The organism is Shimia sp. NS0008-38b (assembly GCF_040370365.1).
Lineage (GTDB): Bacteria > Pseudomonadota > Alphaproteobacteria > Rhodobacterales > Rhodobacteraceae > Shimia.
Window position 1 is genome coordinate 150,800 of record NZ_BAABWQ010000004.1, and the last position, 19,244, is coordinate 170,043.

The following is a 19,244-nucleotide window of genomic DNA, read 5'->3' on the forward strand; positions in this document are numbered from 1 at the left end:
GCCAGATTACTGGACTTCGTCCATAGAGTAATAACCGGATCCGATGATCACATCTTTCCAGTTGGAGATGTCGACGGACACAGGTTCAAGCAGGTAGCTTGGAATGACCTTGACGCCATTGTCGTAGGTGGTCGTGTCGTTGATCTCAGGTTCACCACCTTCAAGCAGGGCATCAACCATACCTACAGTCACCCGTGCAAGTTCACGCGTGTCTTTGAAAACGGTGGAATACTGCTCTCCGGCAAGCATGGACTTGACCGAGCGCAGCTCTGCATCCTGACCGGACACAATTGGCATCTCCTGATCACCAGACCCATACCCCACACCCTTAAGCGAAGAAATGATACCGATAGACAGCCCGTCGTAAGGAGACAGAACACCGTGGATGGTGTCATCCGTGTAATGAGCAGATAGCAGGTTATCCATGCGCGCCTGTGCAACAGCACCGTCCCAACGCAACGTCCCCACTGTTTCCATGCCCAATTGGCCGGACACGATATTGACCGTGCCATCTGCGATCAGAGGGTCCAAGACAGACATTGCGCCATTGTAAAAGAAATAGGCGTTGTTGTCGTCAGGCGAGCCGCCGAACAGCTCAACATTGTATGGTCCATCGCCAAAGCGTTCTGATAGGCCGCTCACCAGCGATGTTGCTTGCTGAACACCCACTTTGAAGTTGTCGAATGTCGCATAGTAGTCGACGTATGCGCTGTCGCGGATCAACCGGTCATAGGCGATGACGCTAATATCCGCGAAATGTGCATTTTCCAGCGCATTCGAGAGGGTCGTGCCATCAATCGCAGCGATGACCAGAACATCGACATCGTTGGTGATCATGTTTTCGATCTGAGCAAGCTGGTTGGGGATATCATCTTCAGCATATTGCAAGATCGTCTCGTAGCCGGCAGCTTCGAATTGCTCGACCATAGAGTTTCCGTCAGAAATCCAGCGAGCAGAAGATTGCGTCGGCATTGCAATCCCAATTGTACCTTCAGCGTATGCGGCACCCGACACGAGGGCCGTCACTGCTGCTGTTGTAAGCAGGCGTGTAAGTGTCATATTTTCCTCCCTAAAATCGCGCTTAAACTAAGACGTCCCACGCGTTTCCCTGTTGCGAGCAATTAAGCTCTTCCCTTGCCTAGCGTAAAAAAACATAGCAATAAAATTTAATTATTGGCGTATATCATACCAAAAGTGATATGTGATTGGACTATGGATCTTACCCGTCGTCTCAAAAACATTCATCTTCGTCTTGTTTTGCAGGTTGCCTTGACGGGCAAACTGCAAACCGCCGCGGATGAAATTGCGCTGTCTCAGCCTGCGGCTTCCCGAATGTTGGCCGAGATCGAAAAGGTGGTTGGCGCGACTCTGTTTACCCGCCATGCCAAAGGTATGGTGCCAACGCCAATTGGCGAAGCGGTCGTGCGCCATGCGCGTCAGATCATTCGAGCTTTCGACAATCTCGAAATGGATGTCGCACAAATCTCAAGCGGTCGAGCTGGCTCCGTGAGGATAGGCACAGTGACCGGCCCTGCTGTAGGTCTTGTGGTTCCAGTGGTTCGAGCAATGCGCGAACAGAGACCTGAGGTGGAGTTTACCATCGAAGTCGCCCCATCCGCTTCGTTGATGCGCGGGCTCGACGAAGGCATATTCGACTTCGTTGTCGGAAGACCCGCACAAGATTACAACAGGCAAAGCTATCGCATCTACCCGGCCCGCAGTGAAGTGGTGTCAATGTTGGTCTATAGAGATCACCCCATGGCCAAACGAAAAGCGATCCGTCTGAGAGAATTGAATACATTCGATTGGATCATTCAAGATCACGGCACACCTATCCGCGCCGCTGTGGAAGCAGCGTTTCTAACCAACCGTGTTATGATGCCGACTCAAATCACCAACACGTCTTCCTTGCTTGTCGCCTTGGCCCTTCTAGAACAATCCACCGCTGTTGCGCCCCAATCTCAAGAAGTTGTGGAGCTATTGACGGTCTCTGCGCTGGACATGAATGTCGTACGACTGGACGTTGTCGAAGACGTTCGCGTCTCACCCTTCTTTGTTGTCGCGCGATCGGACCGGGAGCTATCGCCGCTCGCCGAACATGTCATTCTGGAAACAACCCGCAACATTTAGCCGGTCGACTTGGTACGCCCCTCATGGCGACACATGCGCATAAAATATTGATTTTGAATTCTAAAAACTCAGAAACTGCCAACCCGGCTGCATGCGGCGTTTGACCGTCGTTGTATCCGATCAATCCAACGCCCGTTTCCTTTTGCGTTGCCCTGTCAGAAGCCAACACCCCAACAAAAAAGGCGCGACCAAAGCCGCGCCTTCTTCACTCTTTGCCTCAAGATCAGGCCAAATCAAACCGATCTGCGTCCATAACCTTGCACCATGCGGCGACAAAATCGCCTACCAGCTTGGCCGCGCCATCGCTCTGACCATAGACTTCGGACAACGCCCGCAGCTGTGAGTTGGAGCCAAACACCAAATCCACGCGGGTTGCGGTCCATTTGGTTGCCCCGCTGGCCCGGTCTTTGCCCTCATACACACCGTCACCGGTCTCAGACCACGTGGTCGCCATGTCCAGCACATTGACGAAGAAGTCATTGCTCAGCTGACCCACACGATCCGTGAACACGCCATGTGCACTGCCGCCTTGGTTGGCGCCCAGCACCCGCAAGCCGCCGACCAACGCCGTCATCTCTGGCGCGGTCAGAGTCAGTAGCTGGGCTTTGTCCACCAAGAGCTCTTCCGGTGACACGGTGTATTGCGCCTTCTGGTAGTTGCGGAAGCCATCAGCGTGCGGCTCTAGCATGCCAACGCTTTCCACATCGGTTTGATCTTGGGTGGCATCACCTCGGCCCAACGTCACCGGCACAGAGACGTCATGACCTGCGTCCAGCGCCGCCTTCTCCACGGCCGCAGCGCCGCCAATCACAATGAGATCAGCCAAGCTCACCGGCTTGCCAAACGCGGATCGCACGCCTTCAAGCACGCTCAGCACACGCGAAAGCTCAGCCGGTTCATTGACCTCCCAGTCTTTCATCGGAGCAAGGGAAACACGGGCCCCGTTGGCGCCGCCGCGCATGTCGCTGCCCCGGAATGTGCTGGCCGACGCCCAAGCGGTCTTCACCAAATCGCTGACCGACAGACCTGCGCCCATCACCGCCGCTTTCAAGGCGGCCACATCATCCTCAGACAGATCCGTTTCAGATGCTGGGATCGGATCTTGCCAGATCAACTCTTCGCTTGGCACCTCTTCTCCCAGATAGCGCGCCCGAGGGCCCATATCTCGGTGCGTGAGTTTGAACCAAGCCCGTGCAAAGGCATCGGCAAAGTCTTCAGGGTTCTCATGGAACCGCTTGGAGATCGCGCCATAAACCGGATCAAGACGCATCGCCATGTCGGCAGTGGTCATCATGGTCTTCACCTTTTGGCTCGGATCATGGGCAGCCGGGGCCATGTCTTCTTCTGTGACACCTACAGGCTCCCAAATCCAAGCCCCCGCCGGGCTCTTGGTCAGGTTCCATTCATAGCCAAACAGCAAATCGAAGTAGCCGTTGTCCCACTGGATTGGATTGGCCGTCCAAGCGCCTTCGATACCAGATGTCGTGGTATCTCCACCTTTGCCGCTGCCAAGTGCGTTGATCCAACCAAAGCCCATTGCCTCAATCGGCGCGGCCTCCGGTTCCGGACCCACCAGATCAGGATCACCCGCCCCATGCGCTTTCCCAAAGGTGTGGCCACCGGCCACCAACGCAACGGTCTCTTCATCATTCATCGCCATCCGCGCAAAGGTCTCGCGGATATCCCGCCCCGAGGCCAATACGTCTGGCTCTCCGTCCGGCCCTTCTGGGTTCACATAAATCAGACCCATCTGTACCGCAGCCAATGGGTTCTCCAGGTCACGTTCACCGGAATAGCGGGAGTTCTCGGTCTTGGAATCGGCCAACCACTCGGCCTCAGCCCCCCAATAGACATCTTCTTCGGGCTCCCAGACATCCGCGCGGCCACCGGCAAACCCAAAGGTTTTGCCGCCCATGCTTTCAATTGCCGCATTGCCTGCCAGAATGAATAAATCCGCCCAACTAATTGAATTTCCGTATTTTTGCTTGATCGGCCACAAGAGGCGGCGCGCCTTATCGAGGTTCCCATTGTCTGGCCAAGAGTTCAGCGGCGCAAACCTTTGCTGACCGGTACCACCACCGCCACGGCCATCTGCCGTACGATAGGTCCCGGCAGAGTGCCACGCCATGCGAATAAACAAACCGCCGTAGTGCCCATAGTCCGCGGGCCACCATTCCTGGCTGTCCGTCATCAACGCATAAAGGTCGTCTTTCAGCCCTTGATAGTCAATTTTCCCAAAGGCCTCTGCATAGTCGAACGTGGCCCCCATCGGATCGGACTTTGCAGAATTTTGATGCAGAATCCGCAAGTTAAGTTGGTTTGGCCACCAATCTCGATTGCCGCGAGCCTGTTGCGTCACTGCGCCGTGCATCACCGGGCAGCCGCCCGTTTTCATGTCACCGTCCATGGTTTCCTCCTGTCAAAAAGATGGGTCATTCGAATCTCTGGAACCATTCTAAACACGAGACATCGATTATCCGAAGTTGCATTTTCCAATCACTTCGATAACTAAAACCTATGACAAATCTCACGCTCCGCCAACTTCGGTACTTCGAAGCCCTCGCCCAACATCGCCACTTCGGCCGCGCCGCCGACGCCTGTGCCATCTCTCAACCAGCCTTATCTGTGCAAATCAAAGAGTTGGAAGAAGATCTTGGCGTGCCCCTTTTTGAGCGCAACGCGCGCCAAATCCGTCTGACCGCCTTTGGTGAGGACATGGCCAGTCGGGTGCGGGACGTTCTGCGTGGCGTCGAGGAAATCGGCGAAATGGCGCGTATGTCCCAAACCGGCCTTGCCGGGCGTTTGCGGCTGGGTGTGATCCCCACAATTGCGCCCTACCTCTTGCCCAATCTTTTGCGCCGTCTGCAAAACGACTTTCCCGATCTGGTGCTGCACGTGCGCGAGACGATGACTGCCACCTTGATCGAAGAGCTCCGCCAAGGCCGCATCGACACCGCCATCGTCGCTTTGCCGGTGTCAGAGCCAACCTTTGTTGAGCGCCCGTTGTTTTCCGAGCGCTTCGTTCTGGTGCGTCCTCAATCTGAGGCCGACCACCCTGTCCCAAGACCAGAAAATCTAGAGCGCGAGCGCCTGCTTCTGCTGGAGGAAGGCCATTGCTTCCGCGACCAGGCGCTGTCGTTCTGTGGACTGCCAACGGCCCGCACACACGAAGGGCTGGACGGCTCTTCACTGTCAACATTGGTGCAAATGGTTGGCGCTGGTTTGGGTGTGACACTGATCCCTGAAATGGCCGTGCCCGTGGAGACCCCAACCGCAGGCGTGTCCGTAGATCAGTTCAAAGGCCGCGAACCCACCCGCGACATCGGCATGATTTGGCGCAAAAGCAGCCCGTTGGGTCCGCAACTTGAGAAAATCGGCTACGCGGTGCAATCAAGCGCGGCGGCGCGACGGAACTAGACCATTCTGCATTTTCGCCAATGGCCGCTTTGAGCCCAGATGTGCCCTATGCCGCGACCCGCGCCAATGCCCAGCCTTTTGAGATCAGCGCGTCTCTGATAACCTCTACGGTATGCTTATTTCGCAAACCCTTGAGACCCCAAGACTCATTCTGCGCCCCGTTTCGGCACGAGATTTTTTATTCTTCTGGCGCTTGGTTGGGAACGAGGATGTCAGGCGATTTCTTGGAGGCCCAGTGCCTTGGACACAACGGTTTGCACGCTTTCGGTCCTATTTGAGCCTTCCCACAGACGTTGGTGTTTGGATCGTACAAACCCGACAGAAGCGAAAGCAGGTGGGACTGATTGAGCTAAGCCCTCACAAAGATGGAGAGGACTATGAAATGTCCTATCAGTTTCACCCAAAGTGGTGGGGCCGTGGATTTGCGCGAGAGGCCGCAGCCTGCGTCATTAAGCACTCCCTTTCCGGTCCAAGGTTGGACCGCATTATTGCTGAAACACAAAGTGCGAACCACGCATCATGTCAGCTGCTGGAACACCTCAAAATGGTGGAGTTAAAACGACTTCAGAGATTTGGGGCAGAGCAGGTCATTTTCGCAATTCAAAATTCGGGAGCGCATCGCAATTCCTCAATGTATGAGGACCGATAGTCGCGTTGCCCCGCACGCCCCATGCTCACAACGCCCTGACCGCTTCGACCCCTTAGCGCTGCGAAACGCGTCCCGTCTGCAATGCAAGCGGCAGCTTTCTCCGCGACAACCACCCTCACCCGTCGCCGCCCAAGCAACTTCCACATACTCAGAGCAATCACTCGGCAACTCATTTCCAAACCGAAATTTGTGCCCAAGACATTCACTTTGCCCTAGCATTCCCACAACATTGCGCCATTCTGCCCTCATGCGCATGATCCTCACGTTCTCGGCCCTGTTCCTTTCTGTCATCCTGCTGCAACTCAGCTCGGGTGGCGTCGGGCCGCTGGATGCGCTCTCTGGCATTGCGTTGGGCTTTTCGACGGAACAGATCGGCCTTTTGGGCTCGGCACATTTCCTAGGCTTTTTTATTGGCTGCTGGTGGTCCCCGCGCCTGATGGGCAGCGTGGGTCACTCCCGCGCCTTTGCCACCTTCACCGCCATGGGCGCAATCGGACTGTTGGGACACTTCATCTTTGTGGATGCTTATGCATGGGCGGTGATGCGGATCGCCTCCGGCCTCTGCGTGGCCGGCTGTTTCACTGTGGTCGAGGCTTGGCTGCAATCCAAGGTCACCAACGAAACCCGTGGCCGCGCGATGGGCACCTACCGTGTGGTCGACATGGTGGCTTCACTTGGCGCCCAACTGGTGATCAGCGTTTTGGAACCCGCCTCCTACGTGTCTTATAATCTTCTGGCGCTGATCTGTTGCGCGGCCTTGCTGCCCATCACGCTCACCACCTCCCCTCAGCCCAAAACGCCCGATGCACCGCGATTGCGCCCCAAACTTGCATATGCGCGCTCCCCTCTGGCGGTGGCCGGTGTGATCGTGGCCGCCCTCAGTTCAGCCTCCTTCCGAATGGTCGGCCCTGTCTATGGCACCGAAGTTGGCCTTCAGATCAACCAAATCGCATGGTTCCTTGCCGCCTTTGTGCTTGGTGGCGCGCTTGCGCAGTATCCTGTCGGATGGTTGGCAGATAAATTTGACCGTCGCTGGGTGCTCATCTGGCTCTCGGCGGCCGCTGTGCTCAGCTGTGCCACAACCGTTGTCTTTGGCGGCGGCACCACCACAATGGTGATGCTCAATGCTGGGTTTTTCGGCTTCACCTCATTCCCGATCTATTCGGTCTCTGCCGCCCACGCCAACGACTTTGCGACCTCAGAAGAACGTGTGGAACTCTCCGCCGCCTTGATGTTCTTCTTTGCCGTCGGCGCCATCGGCACGCCGCTGTTTGCTTCTGGTTTGATCGAGCGCTTTGGGCCTTCCGCGCTCTTCATAATGATTGCGGTGGGCCACGCACTGTTGATCGTCTTTGGCCTCACCCGAATGTTGGCACGTCCAACAGTCGAGGACCGCACCCGCTACGTCTATGCACCACGCACCTCTTTCACCGTCGGGCGGCTCACAAAACGACAGCGCGAGGCACCCAAGCGGACCGACACGACAGAAGGTTAACGCAGAAAAACGGCGCGAAACGACACCAACGCGATACAACCGCAATACCGACGCAATACTGACGTGCGAAATTCGGGTTAATTTACCCTGTGGCACTGGCGGTGGCTTTGGGCTAATTGGGGATCAAACAGTTAAGGGACACCCACATGGCGCGCCATCTGATCACCTCGGCCCTGCCGTATATCAACGGCATCAAACACCTCGGCAATCTCGTCGGCAGCCAGCTGCCCGCCGATCTGTTCGCCCGCTACATGCGCGCGCGCGGTCACGAAGTGCTCTTCCTTTGCGCCACCGATGAACACGGCACACCCGCCGAACTGGCCGCTGCCAAAGCAGGCAAAGACGTCGCGGACTACTGTACAGAAATGCACGAGGTTCAGGCCAAAATCGCCGATGGGTTCCGTCTGAGTTTTGACCACTACGGCCGCTCCTCAAGCCCGCAAAATCACGCACTGACACAGCACTTTGCAGGCCGTCTTTCTGACATGGGTTTGATCCGTGAAGTCACTGAAAAGATGGTTTATTCCAACGCAGACGGCCGCTTTTTGCCCGACAGATATATTGAGGGCACTTGCCCCAATTGCGGTTTTGAGAGTGCACGTGGCGATCAGTGCGACAACTGCACAAAGCAGCTTGATCCAACCGATCTGATAAACCCCTACTCCACCATCTCAGGCTCCACCGATCTAGAGGAACGCGAGACCAAACACCTCTTCCTGTGTCAGTCCCAAATGCGTGAAAAACTGCAGGCGTGGATCGACAGCAAGAAAGATTGGCCCGTGTTGACCACCTCGATCGCCAACAAATGGCTGAACGACGGTGACGGTCTGCAAGACCGGGGCATCACCCGTGATCTGGACTGGGGCGTGCCCGTTAAGAAAGGTGGCGAAGATTGGCCTGGCATGGAAGGCAAGGTCTTCTACGTCTGGTTTGACGCCCCAATTGAGTACATCGCCTGCGCCCAAGAGTGGGCGGAAGCCGGCAAAGGAGACGATTGGGAACGCTGGTGGCGCACGGACAAAGGCGCCGAGGATGTGACCTACACGCAGTTCATGGGCAAAGACAACGTGCCGTTCCATACGCTCTCATTTCCAGCCACGATTCTCGGCTCAGAAGAGCCATGGAAGGCCGTCGATTACATCAAATCTTTCAACTACTTGAACTATGATGGCGGTCAATTTTCTACATCGCGCGGCCGTGGTGTTTTCATGGATCAGGCGCTTGAAATATTGCCATCCGACTACTGGCGTTGGTGGCTCTTGTCACATGCGCCTGAAAGCTCTGATAGCGAATTCACCTGGGAAAATTTCCAACTGTCCGTGAACAAAGATCTCGCGGACGTGCTTGGAAATTTTGTAAGCCGCGTGACCAAGTTCTGTCGTGCCAAATTCGGGGAAGAAGTGCCAGCCGGTGGTGAATTTGGTGAAACAGAGGCCGCATTGGTTAACGAGCTGACCACGCGCCTGCGCGCCTATGAGCGCCACATGACCGACATGGAAGTGCGCAAGTCAGCGCAAGAGTTGCGCGCAATTTGGGTGGCTGGCAACGAGTATTTGCAAACAGCCGCACCGTGGTCCACCTTTAAGGAGGACCCCGAACAGGCCGCAGCGCAGATCCGCCTGGCGCTGAACCTCATCCGAATTTATGCTGTAATTTCAGCTCCGTTCATCCCTGATGCCACTGAATCTTTGATGACGGCGATGCACACTGACCACGACGAGTGGCCCACAGATGTCTCCACTGCGCTTGAGGCACTTAAGCCTGGTCACGCCTTCACTGTGCCAGATGTCACCTTCCGCAAAATCTCTGACGACGAACGGGAAGAATGGCAGGAGTCTTTCGCAGGCAAACGCGGCGAGTAGACCCAACACCTTTTTTGACCTCACTTAGCAAGGCGCACCTCACCGGTGCGTCTTTTGCTTTTTACGACCGTTAGTAGATACCAATGGATCATGTGATCCATGTCAACGTTTGGATCCTCGACATATGGCATCGTGTGCGCAACAATGATGTATAAAACATACATTCATTTGCTCATTCAGCTCACGGAGAGATCCCAATGGAAGCCATTCTAAACGTTTTCTGGAACCTCATTGACTTCGTTCCAGCGGTTATCACTTCGTCGATTATGTTGCTTGGACTGAGTGCGATCGTGGCCGCTATTCTTTGTTTCTTTGTGGCTCTGATCACAATGCGCAAGGAAAACTAAAGCGCGCGTGTTCTGCGGTTCAGTGTTCGAATTTATCTCTTGTAATCAAATTGGTACCCGCGGCCGGATTCGAACCGGCACGGCCTATACGGCCTAGAGATTTTAAGTCTCCTGTGTCTACCATTCCACCACGCGGGCAACCAATTTGCTGACCAGAGTCAGCGGCGCGACAATAGCTATTCCGCGACTGGTGTAAAGTGGCGAAGTCTAAAGCTTTTCGCCCGGCATCTCTTTTGTTGCTGCGGGTTTGTATAGGCTGCGCTCCGGCAACCACGGATTAAGCTCCAACGCCGCCGCCAATGCGTCCTGCGCTTCGGCTTCTCTGCCCAAGCCAATGAGTGTAAGCGCCTTGCCAGAATGCGCTCCCACATGACGTGGAGACAGCTCAAGCGCCTTCTCAAGATCAGGGAGCGCGGCATCATAGTTCTGGTTCAAAAAGTTCACAAACGCCCGCTGATTGTAGCCTTCCGCATAGTGCGGGCAATACCCCACCAAAGCATCAAAGTCTTCGCGTGCACCCAGTAAATCCCAGCTGGATCGTTTGCGCATTCCTCGATCTAGAATTTCTTGAGCCGTGTCGTCAGGTGCATCCACCCAAAAGGCCCACATGTCATCCGAAATCGCCTGTGCGGCGGCAGGATGTGGTGCAATCAAGATTTCTTCAAATAGCACTGTCAGGGCTTCGGAGTGATCCGGTGCAGCCGGACAATCAGAGGCGAACCCTGCCCCTGCACTCAACAAAAATCCAATCAAGCTACGCATGCTCAAAAAATGGCACAGATCGGGGAACCGGCAAAATCACATCTCTGCGAGACCCGTCTCCTTTACGGCCTCCATTGCAACATAGGTCGACGTACTTGCTACAAATGGCAGCGCTGAGATCTTTTCCCCAAGCACATGCCGATAGGCAGACATGCTAACGGTGCGCACTTTCAACAGGTAATCAAAATGGCTCGCAATCATATGGGCTTGTTCGATCTCGGGCACCTGCGCAACAGCAGCATTAAACGCACGCAACGCTTTTTCTCTGGTTTCAGACAGCTTTACTTCAACAAATGCGACGTGGTTTATGCCTAAACGGATCGGATCTAGCAGCGCTCTATACCCCAAAATGATCCCCTCCTCTTCCAAGCGCCTTAACCGCGCCTGCGTGGGGCTTTTGGACAAACCAATCTCACGCGCAAGGTCAGTCATGGAAACCCGCCCATCGCGCGCAAGAACTTCAAGAATCGCACGGTCAAATGCATCTAAGCCTGACTGATCTTTTTGCACATCATATCCCCTGTTTTTGATCCACAATGACTTCCACAGACAACAAACTAAGTCATTTTACCTTCCATAACCACTGTACAATGCGCAAAAGACAGGAGGCACAGATGACCAACCCGCGCGTATTGATAGACACCCAGACCTATACCGACGAAATGACCCTTGTATCTGAACTGGTGCGCCAGTCTGAGCTCTCGCCCACAGATCGTGCAGAGATTTGGTCCAGCGGCGCTGCGCTTGTGACCATGGTGCGCACAGAAGCCAAGCCCGGTATGATGGAGGTCTTTCTCGCCGAATACGGCCTGTCCACCGATGAAGGCATCGCGCTGATGTGCTTGGCCGAGGCATTGCTGCGGGTACCAGATGCAGACACCATCGACGCCTTGATCGAGGACAAGGTCGCTTCCTCCAATTGGGGCAAGCATCTGGGGCAGTCCACGTCCTCTCTTGTGAACGCATCCACCTGGGCTCTCATGCTGACAGGAAAGGTTATGGAAGACGGTGAGGAGGGGTTGATCGGTACGCTGCGAGGTGCCGTGAAACGCCTTGGAGAACCCGTCATTCGAACCGCAGTTGGTCGCGCCATGAAAGAAATGGGCCGTCAGTTTGTGTTGGGCGAAGATATTGCAGCCGCTATGCACCGTGCCAAAGCTATGGAGGCAACAGGATATACCTATTCCTATGATATGCTCGGTGAAGCGGCCAAAACAGACGCCGACGCCATGCGGTTTCACCTCGCCTATTCACGGGCGATCACAGCGATTGCAACGGCCTGTACGCACGAAGACGTTCGCGTCAACCCAGGTATCTCGGTAAAACTCTCTGCGCTGCACCCACGCTATGAGATTGCGCAATCCGAACGCGTCATGGAAGAATTGGTGCCCCGCCTACGCTCACTTGCGCTGCTCGCCAAATCGGCAGGCATGGGGTTGAACATTGATGCAGAAGAAGCTGACAGGCTTGCCCTTTCCATCGATGTCATCGAGGCAGTTCTAGCAGAGCCTGCTTTGGCTGGATGGAATGGGTTCGGCGTGGTGGTGCAGGCATATGGCAAACGTGCCGGGGCCACACTGGACCACCTGTACCAGTTGGCTGAAACACATGACCGTAAAATCATGGTCCGACTCGTCAAAGGAGCGTATTGGGACACAGAAATCAAACGCGCTCAAGTCGAAGGCATTGATGGCTTTCCAGTTTTCACAAACAAGGCCGCCACCGACATTTCGTATATTGCCAACGCCCGCAAACTTTTGCGGATGACGGACCGAATTTACGCGCAATTTGCGACCCATAACGCTCATACCGTCGCCGCGATCTTGCATATGGCTGAGGACAAATCTGCGTTCGAATTCCAACGTTTGCACGGAATGGGTGAAGCTTTGCACGATCTGGTTATGCAGGCTGAAGGCACAAAATGTCGGATCTACGCACCCGTTGGGGCGCATCAGGATCTTTTGGCCTATCTCGTTCGCAGACTCTTGGAAAACGGCGCAAACAGCTCTTTTGTAAATCAGGTCGTTGACGAAAACGTGCCCGCCGAAGAAGTCGCCAGCGATCCGTTTGCGGCGCTGGACAGTTCACAGCACAAACTCACCCGCGGGCCCGATCTGTTCAAACCAGAACGGATCAACTCCAAAGGGTTTGACCTCACAGACGCGCCGACCCTGCGGGCTATCGAGTCAGCGCGCGCGCCTTTTCGCTCCGCAAAATGGCATGCTACCCCCCTCCTGACTGGGCTTGCCGAACCGGTAACGCCCGTGGACGTCGAAAACCCATTTCTCCCCTCAGACAGCCCTGGTACGGTCGCAAGTGCAAGCCGGGCAGATATCAAAGTGGCGTTAAGTGGCGCATCACCTTGGACGGCCAGCCCAGCAGCCCGTGGAGATGTTCTCTCCAAAGCTGCAGACCTTTATGAGGCAAATTTTGGGGAGCTGTTCGCTCTTTTGGCGCGAGAAGCCGGTAAGACCCCCTTAGATGCCGTAGCTGAACTGCGAGAAGCAGTCGATTTTCTGCGATACTATGGAGCCAATGCGCCTTCGACCGATGCCGCAGGATGCTTCACGTGTATTTCGCCTTGGAATTTCCCTTTGGCCATTTTCACGGGACAAATCGCTGCGGCGTTGGCCGCAGGCAATGCGGTTTTGGCAAAGCCTGCTGATCAAACACCTTTGATTGCCTACCGAGCAATTGAGCTTCTGCACGAGGCCGGCGTCCCACGTGCTGCGTTGCAATTCTTGCCCGGCGGCGGTGCCACAGTTGGCGCAGCACTTACCTCGGATGCACGAGTGGATGGTGTTGCCTTCACAGGCTCCACGGCGACAGCAAAGCGCATTCGTTCCTCAATGGCGGAGCATCTTGCACCGGGGGCGACATTGATCGCAGAAACTGGTGGGTTAAACGCAATGATTGTCGACTCCACCGCCTTGCCGGAACAAGCTGTCACAGCCATTGTAGAAAGCGCGTTCCAGTCCGCGGGACAACGGTGTTCGGCCCTTCGGTGCCTTTATGTACAAGAAGACATCGCCGAAAACCTGCTCACAATGTTGACCGGAGCGATGAAAGAGCTTTCGCTGGGGGACCCATGGAATTTGGCCACCGACAGCGGGCCCGTCATCGACCGCACGGCACAAAAAGGCATCGCAGCGCATATCGCAAAGGCTCAGGCAGAGGGAAATGTGATTTTCCAAATGTCTACGCCGCAAACGGGGACTTTCGTTGCTCCAACGCTGATAAAGGTCCAAGGCATTGCTGATCTCAAAGAAGAGATCTTCGGCCCGGTTCTGCATGTGGCCACATTCAAGTCACATGAATTGGACGACGTAATTGATGCAATCAATGCAACAGGCTATGGGCTGACATTTGGCCTCCAAACCCGCATTGATGACCGGGTTCAGCATGTGTCTGATCGCATCAAGGCTGGCAACATTTACGTCAACCGCAACCAGATTGGGGCCATCGTCGGTTCCCAACCCTTTGGCGGGGAGGGGCTTTCCGGCACCGGCCCTAAAGCAGGCGGACCCCACTACTTGACGCGATTTGCCAAAGCTGAGCCGCAGACATGCGGTGCATGGACCACATCGGTATCTGAGACACATGTCCAGACTCAGCTAGAGCAAACAAATGCTCAATATAAATCACCGCCCATGCCACAATCGCTCCCCGGCCCCACCGGTGAGTCAAATCAGCTTGGCACATTCATCAAGTCCGCACTGCTTTGCCTTGGTCCCGGCGCAGACGTTGCGCAACAACAAGCCGCGATAATCGAATCCTTAGGTGGGAAAGCGGTTGTTGTATCTGGCGCTCTCGCAGCGGAGGCCCTTACCACTCTGGAAGGCTTTTCCGGGGTGATTTGGTGGGGCGACGTCACAATCGGACGTCAATACGAACACGCACTTGCCGCGCGAGCGGGTGCTATTTTACCGCTGATCACGGGGCTGCCGGATGCTGCGCGCGTGTTAGGCGAGCGCCATATTTGCGTCGATACAACAGCAGCAGGTGGCAATGCAGCACTTTTGAGTGGGGGTGGTTGACCTCACAAGCAAATCGCCCCAGCTTGACCTTATGTTTCCAATTCGAGATCACAATCCATCAGGCCGAACGCCTTACGTCGTCTACACTTTGATCATTCTGAACTTCATTGTTTTTCTGAGTTATCAACCGATTATGAGCGACGACTACCGGCTAACGCTGTTCTTTCACGACTGGGCCCTGCTGCCAGGAGAAGTCATGGAAGGACGGCGTCTGCACGGGTTGGTCACGTCGATGTTTTTGCATGGCGGGTGGATGCACTTGCTGGGCAACATGCTTTTTTTGTGGATTTTTGGCGACAACCTCGAAGACGAAATGGGGCATCTTGGATTTCTTTTGTTCTACCTGCTCTCCGGCCTTGGAGCAGATTTTGCACAGATCGCCGCTGATCCTGACAGCTTGATCCCCATGGTGGGCGCTTCAGGAGCCATAGCCGGGGTTATGGGGGGCTACCTGCTGCTTTTCCCAAAAGCACGCGTTGATATCCTTTTGATTCTGATCATAATTTTTCGCATCTTCACAGTGCCTGCTTGGGTAATGTTGGGACTTTGGTTTGGTCTTCAACTGTTCAACGGTGTTGCTTCTGACCCTGAGGCCGGTGGCGTGGCGCATTGGGCGCATGCCGGCGGGTTTGTCATTGGCACGGTATTGGCGCTTCCCATTTGGTTGAAGCGCGGGGGACCGCGATATTGGAAAACGACACATGGTCATCCCCCCCACCCCGAAACCAAATACCGGCTGACACAAAGCTCAGTTCCACGTGTTCGGAGACGACGATGATACATAAGCTAACATGTCACTGCGGTGCCGTTGAGCTAAGCGTAGAGCTCGCTCAGGATCCAAGCGAAGCGCGCCTATGTGATTGCTCCTTTTGCCGCCGTCGCGCTGCGCCAAATGTTGATGTGGCGCTGGACGATTTGACAATTGTGAAGGGCCATGAATGTCTGACCCTTTACACATGGGGCACGGGAACTGCGAAACATTACTTTTGCCGCAATTGCGGGATTTACACCCATCATCGTCGCCGATCCAATCCTGACGTGTATGGTGTGAACATTGGCGCTTTGGAAAACGTAAACCCGAGCGATTTTGCCCCGTTTCAGTGGGTAGATGGCGTCAGTTATGCCCTTGATGAGACTGCAGACAAAAAAACCTGACCCAATTGGGCCAGGTTCAATATTTTTCACAGTTTCGCAAAACCGACCTTAAATCGAAGTGCGTTAGCCGTTGCGGATGACTTTCGCGAAGGTTGAAAAGATCGGTTCGTTGGCGACAAGCACCTCACCATCTTCAAGCATGTCCCCGCCTGGGGTCAAAGGCTCCACCAAAGCACCCGCCTCTTTTGCGATCAGTAGACCGGCGGCGATGTCCCATGGCTGCAAGTTGCGCTCCCAAAAGCCTTCATAGCGGCCAGCCGCCACATAGGTCAGATCGAGCGATGCAGCCCCAAACCGGCGCACACCTGCCGTCGCAGGCAGCAAACGCGCGAGGTCTTGCAATGTCTGTGGCAAGTCGGCGCGACCGGCAAATGGCAGGCCTGTCGCAAAGATCGACTCGATCATGCGATGACGACCTGACACACGCAAACGCTGACTGTCATTCAACCAAGCGCCTGAGCCCTTTTCTGCATAGAACATTTCTTCTTTGGCGGCATCAAAGACCACACCGGCAACAATTTCGCCTTTGTGCTCCAACGCGATAGAAATCGCCCAATGTGGCAAGCCATGCAAGAAGTTGGTGGTCCCGTCCAGGGGGTCAACGATCCAGCGGCGGGTGGGGTCCTTGCCCTCAATCTCGCCACCTTCCTCAGCCAGCCATCCGTAAGTTGGGCGTGCGCCAAGCAATTCTTCTTTCAGGATTTCTTCGGCGGCGATGTCGGCGCGGCTTACAAAATCGCCTGCTCCCTTTGTCGACACCTGCAGGTTTTCGACTTCGCGGAAGTCTTTTACCAGCGACCGTCCCGCTTTGCGGGCGGCCTTCATCATGATGTTCAGATTTGCGCTGCCCGGCATGGCACGGCTCCTTTTAACACAGAGCGCGCGTATACGCCTGAAAACCCATTTTGCCAAGGCCTTATACCGACCGGCCATTTGCAGAAAAACGCCACGTCAGAAAAAGCGTCCAAATTCCGCATGACCTTGTCACCGACAGGACGACACATCAAGCTATTGGCAGAGCTTTGGAGGATGTCCGAAATGACCGAACAAATGCAACGAATGGTGCTGGCTAGCCGACCAACAGGAGAACCACAGGACGAGAATTTTCGTTTGGAAACAACCGATTTGCCTGAAATAGGGGATGGCGAAGTCCTGGTGCGGACCCACTATATGTCGCTTGATCCCTATATGCGCGGGCGCATGGACGACGCCAAATCCTATTCTGCAGCCGTGCAGATTGGTGAAACCATGGGAGGTGGTGCGGTTGGCGAAGTGATTGCCTCAAACCACGACCAGTTCGCGCCAGGAGATTTTGCGCTGGGTATGTTTGGGTGGGCCACACATGGCAAGGCAAAAGGTCATGAAATACAAAAGCTTGACCCGAGCGTTGCACCTATAACCACGGCATTGGGGGTGATGGGCATGCCCGGGTTCACCGGCTGGTATGGCTTGACCGAACTCGGCAAACCCAAAGCGGGTGAAACACTGGTGGTTGGCGCCGCCACTGGGCCGGTTGGTTCGATGGTGGGCCAGATCGCCAAAACCAAAGGTTTGCGCACAGTCGGGATCGCCGGAGGTGCTGAGAAATGTCGAATTGCGACAGATATTTACGGGTTTGATGCCTGCATTGATCACCGCGCCTTTGATACGGCAAGTGCATTGCGCAAAGCGGTGGCGGAGCAGTGCCCAGATGGCATTGATGTCTATTTCGAAAACGTGGGCGGCAAGGTGCTCGATGCTGTGCTTCCGCTGATCAATCAAGGTGGGCGTGTACCGCTTTGCGGGATGATCGCATGGTACAACGCAGGCGGGCTTGGCGCAGATGCGGCGATGGACAGTCTGACCGGTCCACGTCTGTGGCGCACAATTCTGGTTAACCAGTTGTCCGTGAACGGCTTTATCATATCCAACCACTATGACCGATATGGTGATTTTTTGCGCGACGTAGGACCAAAACTGGCCGCAGGACAGATCGCTTATGCAGAGGACATCGCCGAAGGGTTGGAGAATGCCCCAGCGGCGTTCCGCTCGCTTTTAAGAGGCGGGAACACCGGCAAGCAACTGGTCAAATTGATCTGAGATCGTCAGAGTTAGACCGCCGCACAAACTGGGGGAATGTGCGGCGGTCTGGACTTGGGCGTACGAGGGTTAACGCCCAAATTCTGTGGTTTCGGTCACATCGGTATTGCGTCTGTATCGCGACTGTTTCGCGGAGGTGGTGTTTTTGCAAAAACCCGCCACCGAAAAAGCAAACGCAGCGCACGTTGCCCGATGTCTTAACCTGCCAACATACGTGCCTCTTGGACTCTCAGTGACGGGCGCGCCTCCTCGCCATAACCATGCAGGCCGCGACTTTGCAGTTCCGGGAACAGTTCAAAAATCTCTGCCTGCACGGCGTCGGTCATGCTGCAAAGCGCTTGTGACCCGGGCAAGAAGCTCTCGCTCGGGATGCCGCCGCCATAAATAATTTCGTGGCGATCAAACAGCAGGTGTACATAGATCACTTCGCCGCCCGAGATTTGGCGCACCAAGTCCCCGTCCACCAAGCTAAGCGCAGGGACAAGGGCTTCGGCCTCGCCATAGTGCATTTCGACACGCCAGCCGCGCACCATCATGCGATGCTGCGGCGACACCATCAGCGGCACCTCGTTGCCCAATGCGCCCACCTCAAATCGGACCGGTGCCAAAGCGCCTTTGGCACGCACTGTCCGTGTGCCACTCCAACGCAGCGGCTGAAAGCCATGGTCCATGGTCAGGATCAGGTCGCCGGGTTTGAGGTCTTCTACAGCGGTTTCGCCACCTTGCGTGATGATACGCGTGCCTGCCACAAAACAGGGGACAAAATCCCACTCCTCGCGGTTGGATGACATGCCCGAGAAACGGTTGCCAATCAAACTGTCCAAAGACAACGATTGGATTGGACCTGCTTCAAGCGCGGCCTGATCTCCATTGGAGGACAACTCCGGTGCGAGGTATGTATTGCCGTTAGTATCCTGAAAGACCACCGCAGATATGGTGGCAGTCGTGCCATCCAAATAGGTGATCGTGGCACTATAGACGGATGTGGCGTCAAAGGTCTGGGGGCTGCCACCGTCCACTGTGAAACGGTCGTTGGGGCTGTTGTCCATGTCATAGAACGAACCAACATTGCCAAAGGAGGAGACTTCAACAAAGTCATCCACCAAAGCATCACCGGGCCCGCCAAATGTCTGGCCCACAAGCGCAGATGCGTTTTCAGCGCGCGTGTTACCTTCGGTCGTATCGATATCGGCCAATTGGCCCAGCGAAATGGCATTAAACGTTGTTGGCATTTGCATCTATGAGGCTTACGCAACATGCAGCTGTCACATTTGACCAATCCGCACGTCGGGTGATGCCCCACCCCCTAAA

General features: G+C 55.3%; 16 protein-coding genes and 1 tRNA gene. 10 read left to right on the forward strand and 7 right to left on the reverse strand.

Translation table 11 applies throughout. The features are described from left to right. Positions 1 to 6: 6 nt before the first annotated feature. Complete coding sequence (gene chvE / locus ABWV47_RS17475) at positions 7 to 1,059, reverse strand: multiple monosaccharide ABC transporter substrate-binding protein (RefSeq protein ID WP_353314215.1); 1,053 nt, start codon at positions 1,057 to 1,059, stop codon at positions 7 to 9. Between the two features lie 153 nt (positions 1,060 to 1,212). Between chvE and ABWV47_RS17480 the strand changes: the two genes are divergently transcribed. Continuing rightward, entirely contained in the window at positions 1,213 to 2,130 is a 918-nt protein-coding gene (locus ABWV47_RS17480) for a LysR family transcriptional regulator (protein WP_353314217.1), read from the forward strand. Between the two features lie 223 nt (positions 2,131 to 2,353). Here the strand turns inward: ABWV47_RS17480 and katG are convergent, their stop codons facing one another. Further along, positions 2,354 to 4,537 (reverse strand): catalase/peroxidase HPI, encoded by a 2,184-nt coding sequence (gene katG, locus ABWV47_RS17485; protein ID WP_353314219.1) that lies wholly within the window; start codon positions 4,535 to 4,537, stop codon positions 2,354 to 2,356. A gap of 110 nt (positions 4,538 to 4,647) precedes the next feature. Here katG and ABWV47_RS17490 point away from each other — a divergent pair, with 110 nt between their 5' ends. The 5 genes from ABWV47_RS17490 (at position 4,648) to ABWV47_RS17510 (ending at position 9,900) form a co-directional block, all read left to right on the forward strand. Further along, entirely contained in the window at positions 4,648 to 5,547 is a 900-nt protein-coding gene (locus ABWV47_RS17490) for a LysR substrate-binding domain-containing protein (RefSeq protein ID WP_353314221.1), read from the forward strand. Between the two features lie 112 nt (positions 5,548 to 5,659). Continuing rightward, positions 5,660 to 6,196 carry a GNAT family N-acetyltransferase gene (locus tag ABWV47_RS17495; protein WP_353314223.1) on the forward strand — a complete coding sequence of 179 codons (537 nt, stop codon included), beginning with the start codon at positions 5,660 to 5,662 and terminating at the stop codon, positions 6,194 to 6,196. Between the two features lie 247 nt (positions 6,197 to 6,443). Further along, a complete protein-coding gene (locus ABWV47_RS17500) occupies positions 6,444 to 7,691 on the forward strand; it encodes an MFS transporter (protein WP_353314224.1) in 1,248 nt (415 codons plus the stop codon). 146 nt (positions 7,692 to 7,837) lie between these two features. Beyond that, positions 7,838 to 9,553 carry a methionine--tRNA ligase gene (metG, locus tag ABWV47_RS17505; protein WP_353314225.1) on the forward strand — a complete coding sequence of 572 codons (1,716 nt, stop codon included), beginning with the start codon at positions 7,838 to 7,840 and terminating at the stop codon, positions 9,551 to 9,553. A 197-nt stretch (positions 9,554 to 9,750) separates the two neighbouring features. Further along, complete coding sequence (locus tag ABWV47_RS17510) at positions 9,751 to 9,900, forward strand: hypothetical protein (RefSeq protein ID WP_353314227.1); 150 nt, start codon at positions 9,751 to 9,753, stop codon at positions 9,898 to 9,900. Positions 9,901 to 9,951: 51 nt separating this feature from the next. Here ABWV47_RS17510 and ABWV47_RS17515 read toward each other — a convergent pair. The 3 genes from ABWV47_RS17515 to ABWV47_RS17525 all read right to left on the reverse strand — a co-directional run bounded on the left by ABWV47_RS17515 (position 9,952) and on the right by ABWV47_RS17525 (position 11,172). Next, positions 9,952 to 10,038, reverse strand: a tRNA-Leu gene (locus ABWV47_RS17515). A 69-nt stretch (positions 10,039 to 10,107) separates the two neighbouring features. Then, the gene (locus ABWV47_RS17520) at positions 10,108 to 10,662 is read right to left on the reverse strand and encodes a tetratricopeptide repeat protein (protein WP_353314229.1); all 555 of its coding nucleotides are present in this window, start codon (positions 10,660 to 10,662) and stop codon (positions 10,108 to 10,110) included. A gap of 36 nt (positions 10,663 to 10,698) precedes the next feature. Beyond that, a complete protein-coding gene (locus ABWV47_RS17525; RefSeq protein WP_353314231.1) occupies positions 10,699 to 11,172 on the reverse strand; it encodes an Lrp/AsnC family transcriptional regulator in 474 nt (157 codons plus the stop codon). 104 nt (positions 11,173 to 11,276) lie between these two features. Here ABWV47_RS17525 and putA point away from each other — a divergent pair, with 104 nt between their 5' ends. Genes putA through ABWV47_RS17540 form a run of 3 tightly spaced genes read left to right on the forward strand, consistent with a single transcriptional unit; the run spans position 11,277 to position 15,854 of the window. Continuing rightward, entirely contained in the window at positions 11,277 to 14,699 is a 3,423-nt protein-coding gene (gene putA / locus ABWV47_RS17530) for a bifunctional proline dehydrogenase/L-glutamate gamma-semialdehyde dehydrogenase PutA (protein ID WP_502959720.1), read from the forward strand. 31 nt (positions 14,700 to 14,730) lie between these two features. Continuing rightward, entirely contained in the window at positions 14,731 to 15,477 is a 747-nt protein-coding gene (locus ABWV47_RS17535; RefSeq protein WP_353314235.1) for a rhomboid family intramembrane serine protease, read from the forward strand. Then, complete coding sequence (locus ABWV47_RS17540) at positions 15,474 to 15,854, forward strand: GFA family protein (RefSeq protein WP_353314237.1); 381 nt, start codon at positions 15,474 to 15,476, stop codon at positions 15,852 to 15,854. The genes ABWV47_RS17535 and ABWV47_RS17540 overlap by 4 nt, the downstream gene beginning before the upstream one ends. Before the next feature lie 63 nt (positions 15,855 to 15,917). Here the strand turns inward: ABWV47_RS17540 and ABWV47_RS17545 are convergent, their stop codons facing one another. Beyond that, positions 15,918 to 16,709: an inositol monophosphatase family protein gene (locus ABWV47_RS17545; RefSeq protein ID WP_353314239.1), complete on the reverse strand. Its 792-nt coding sequence runs from the start codon at positions 16,707 to 16,709 to the stop codon at positions 15,918 to 15,920. A 183-nt stretch (positions 16,710 to 16,892) separates the two neighbouring features. Here ABWV47_RS17545 and curA point away from each other — a divergent pair, with 183 nt between their 5' ends. Further along, on the forward strand, positions 16,893 to 17,933 hold the full coding sequence (gene curA, locus ABWV47_RS17550; protein ID WP_353314241.1) for an NADPH-dependent curcumin/dihydrocurcumin reductase: 1,041 nt from the start codon (positions 16,893 to 16,895) through the stop codon (positions 17,931 to 17,933). Between the two features lie 197 nt (positions 17,934 to 18,130). On the opposite strand, the gene ABWV47_RS17555 is transcribed toward curA, so the two are convergent. After that, positions 18,131 to 19,171, reverse strand: a complete 1,041-nt coding sequence (locus ABWV47_RS17555; RefSeq protein ID WP_353314243.1) for a Hint domain-containing protein — start codon at positions 19,169 to 19,171, stop codon at positions 18,131 to 18,133. Positions 19,172 to 19,244: the final 73 nt, after the last annotated feature.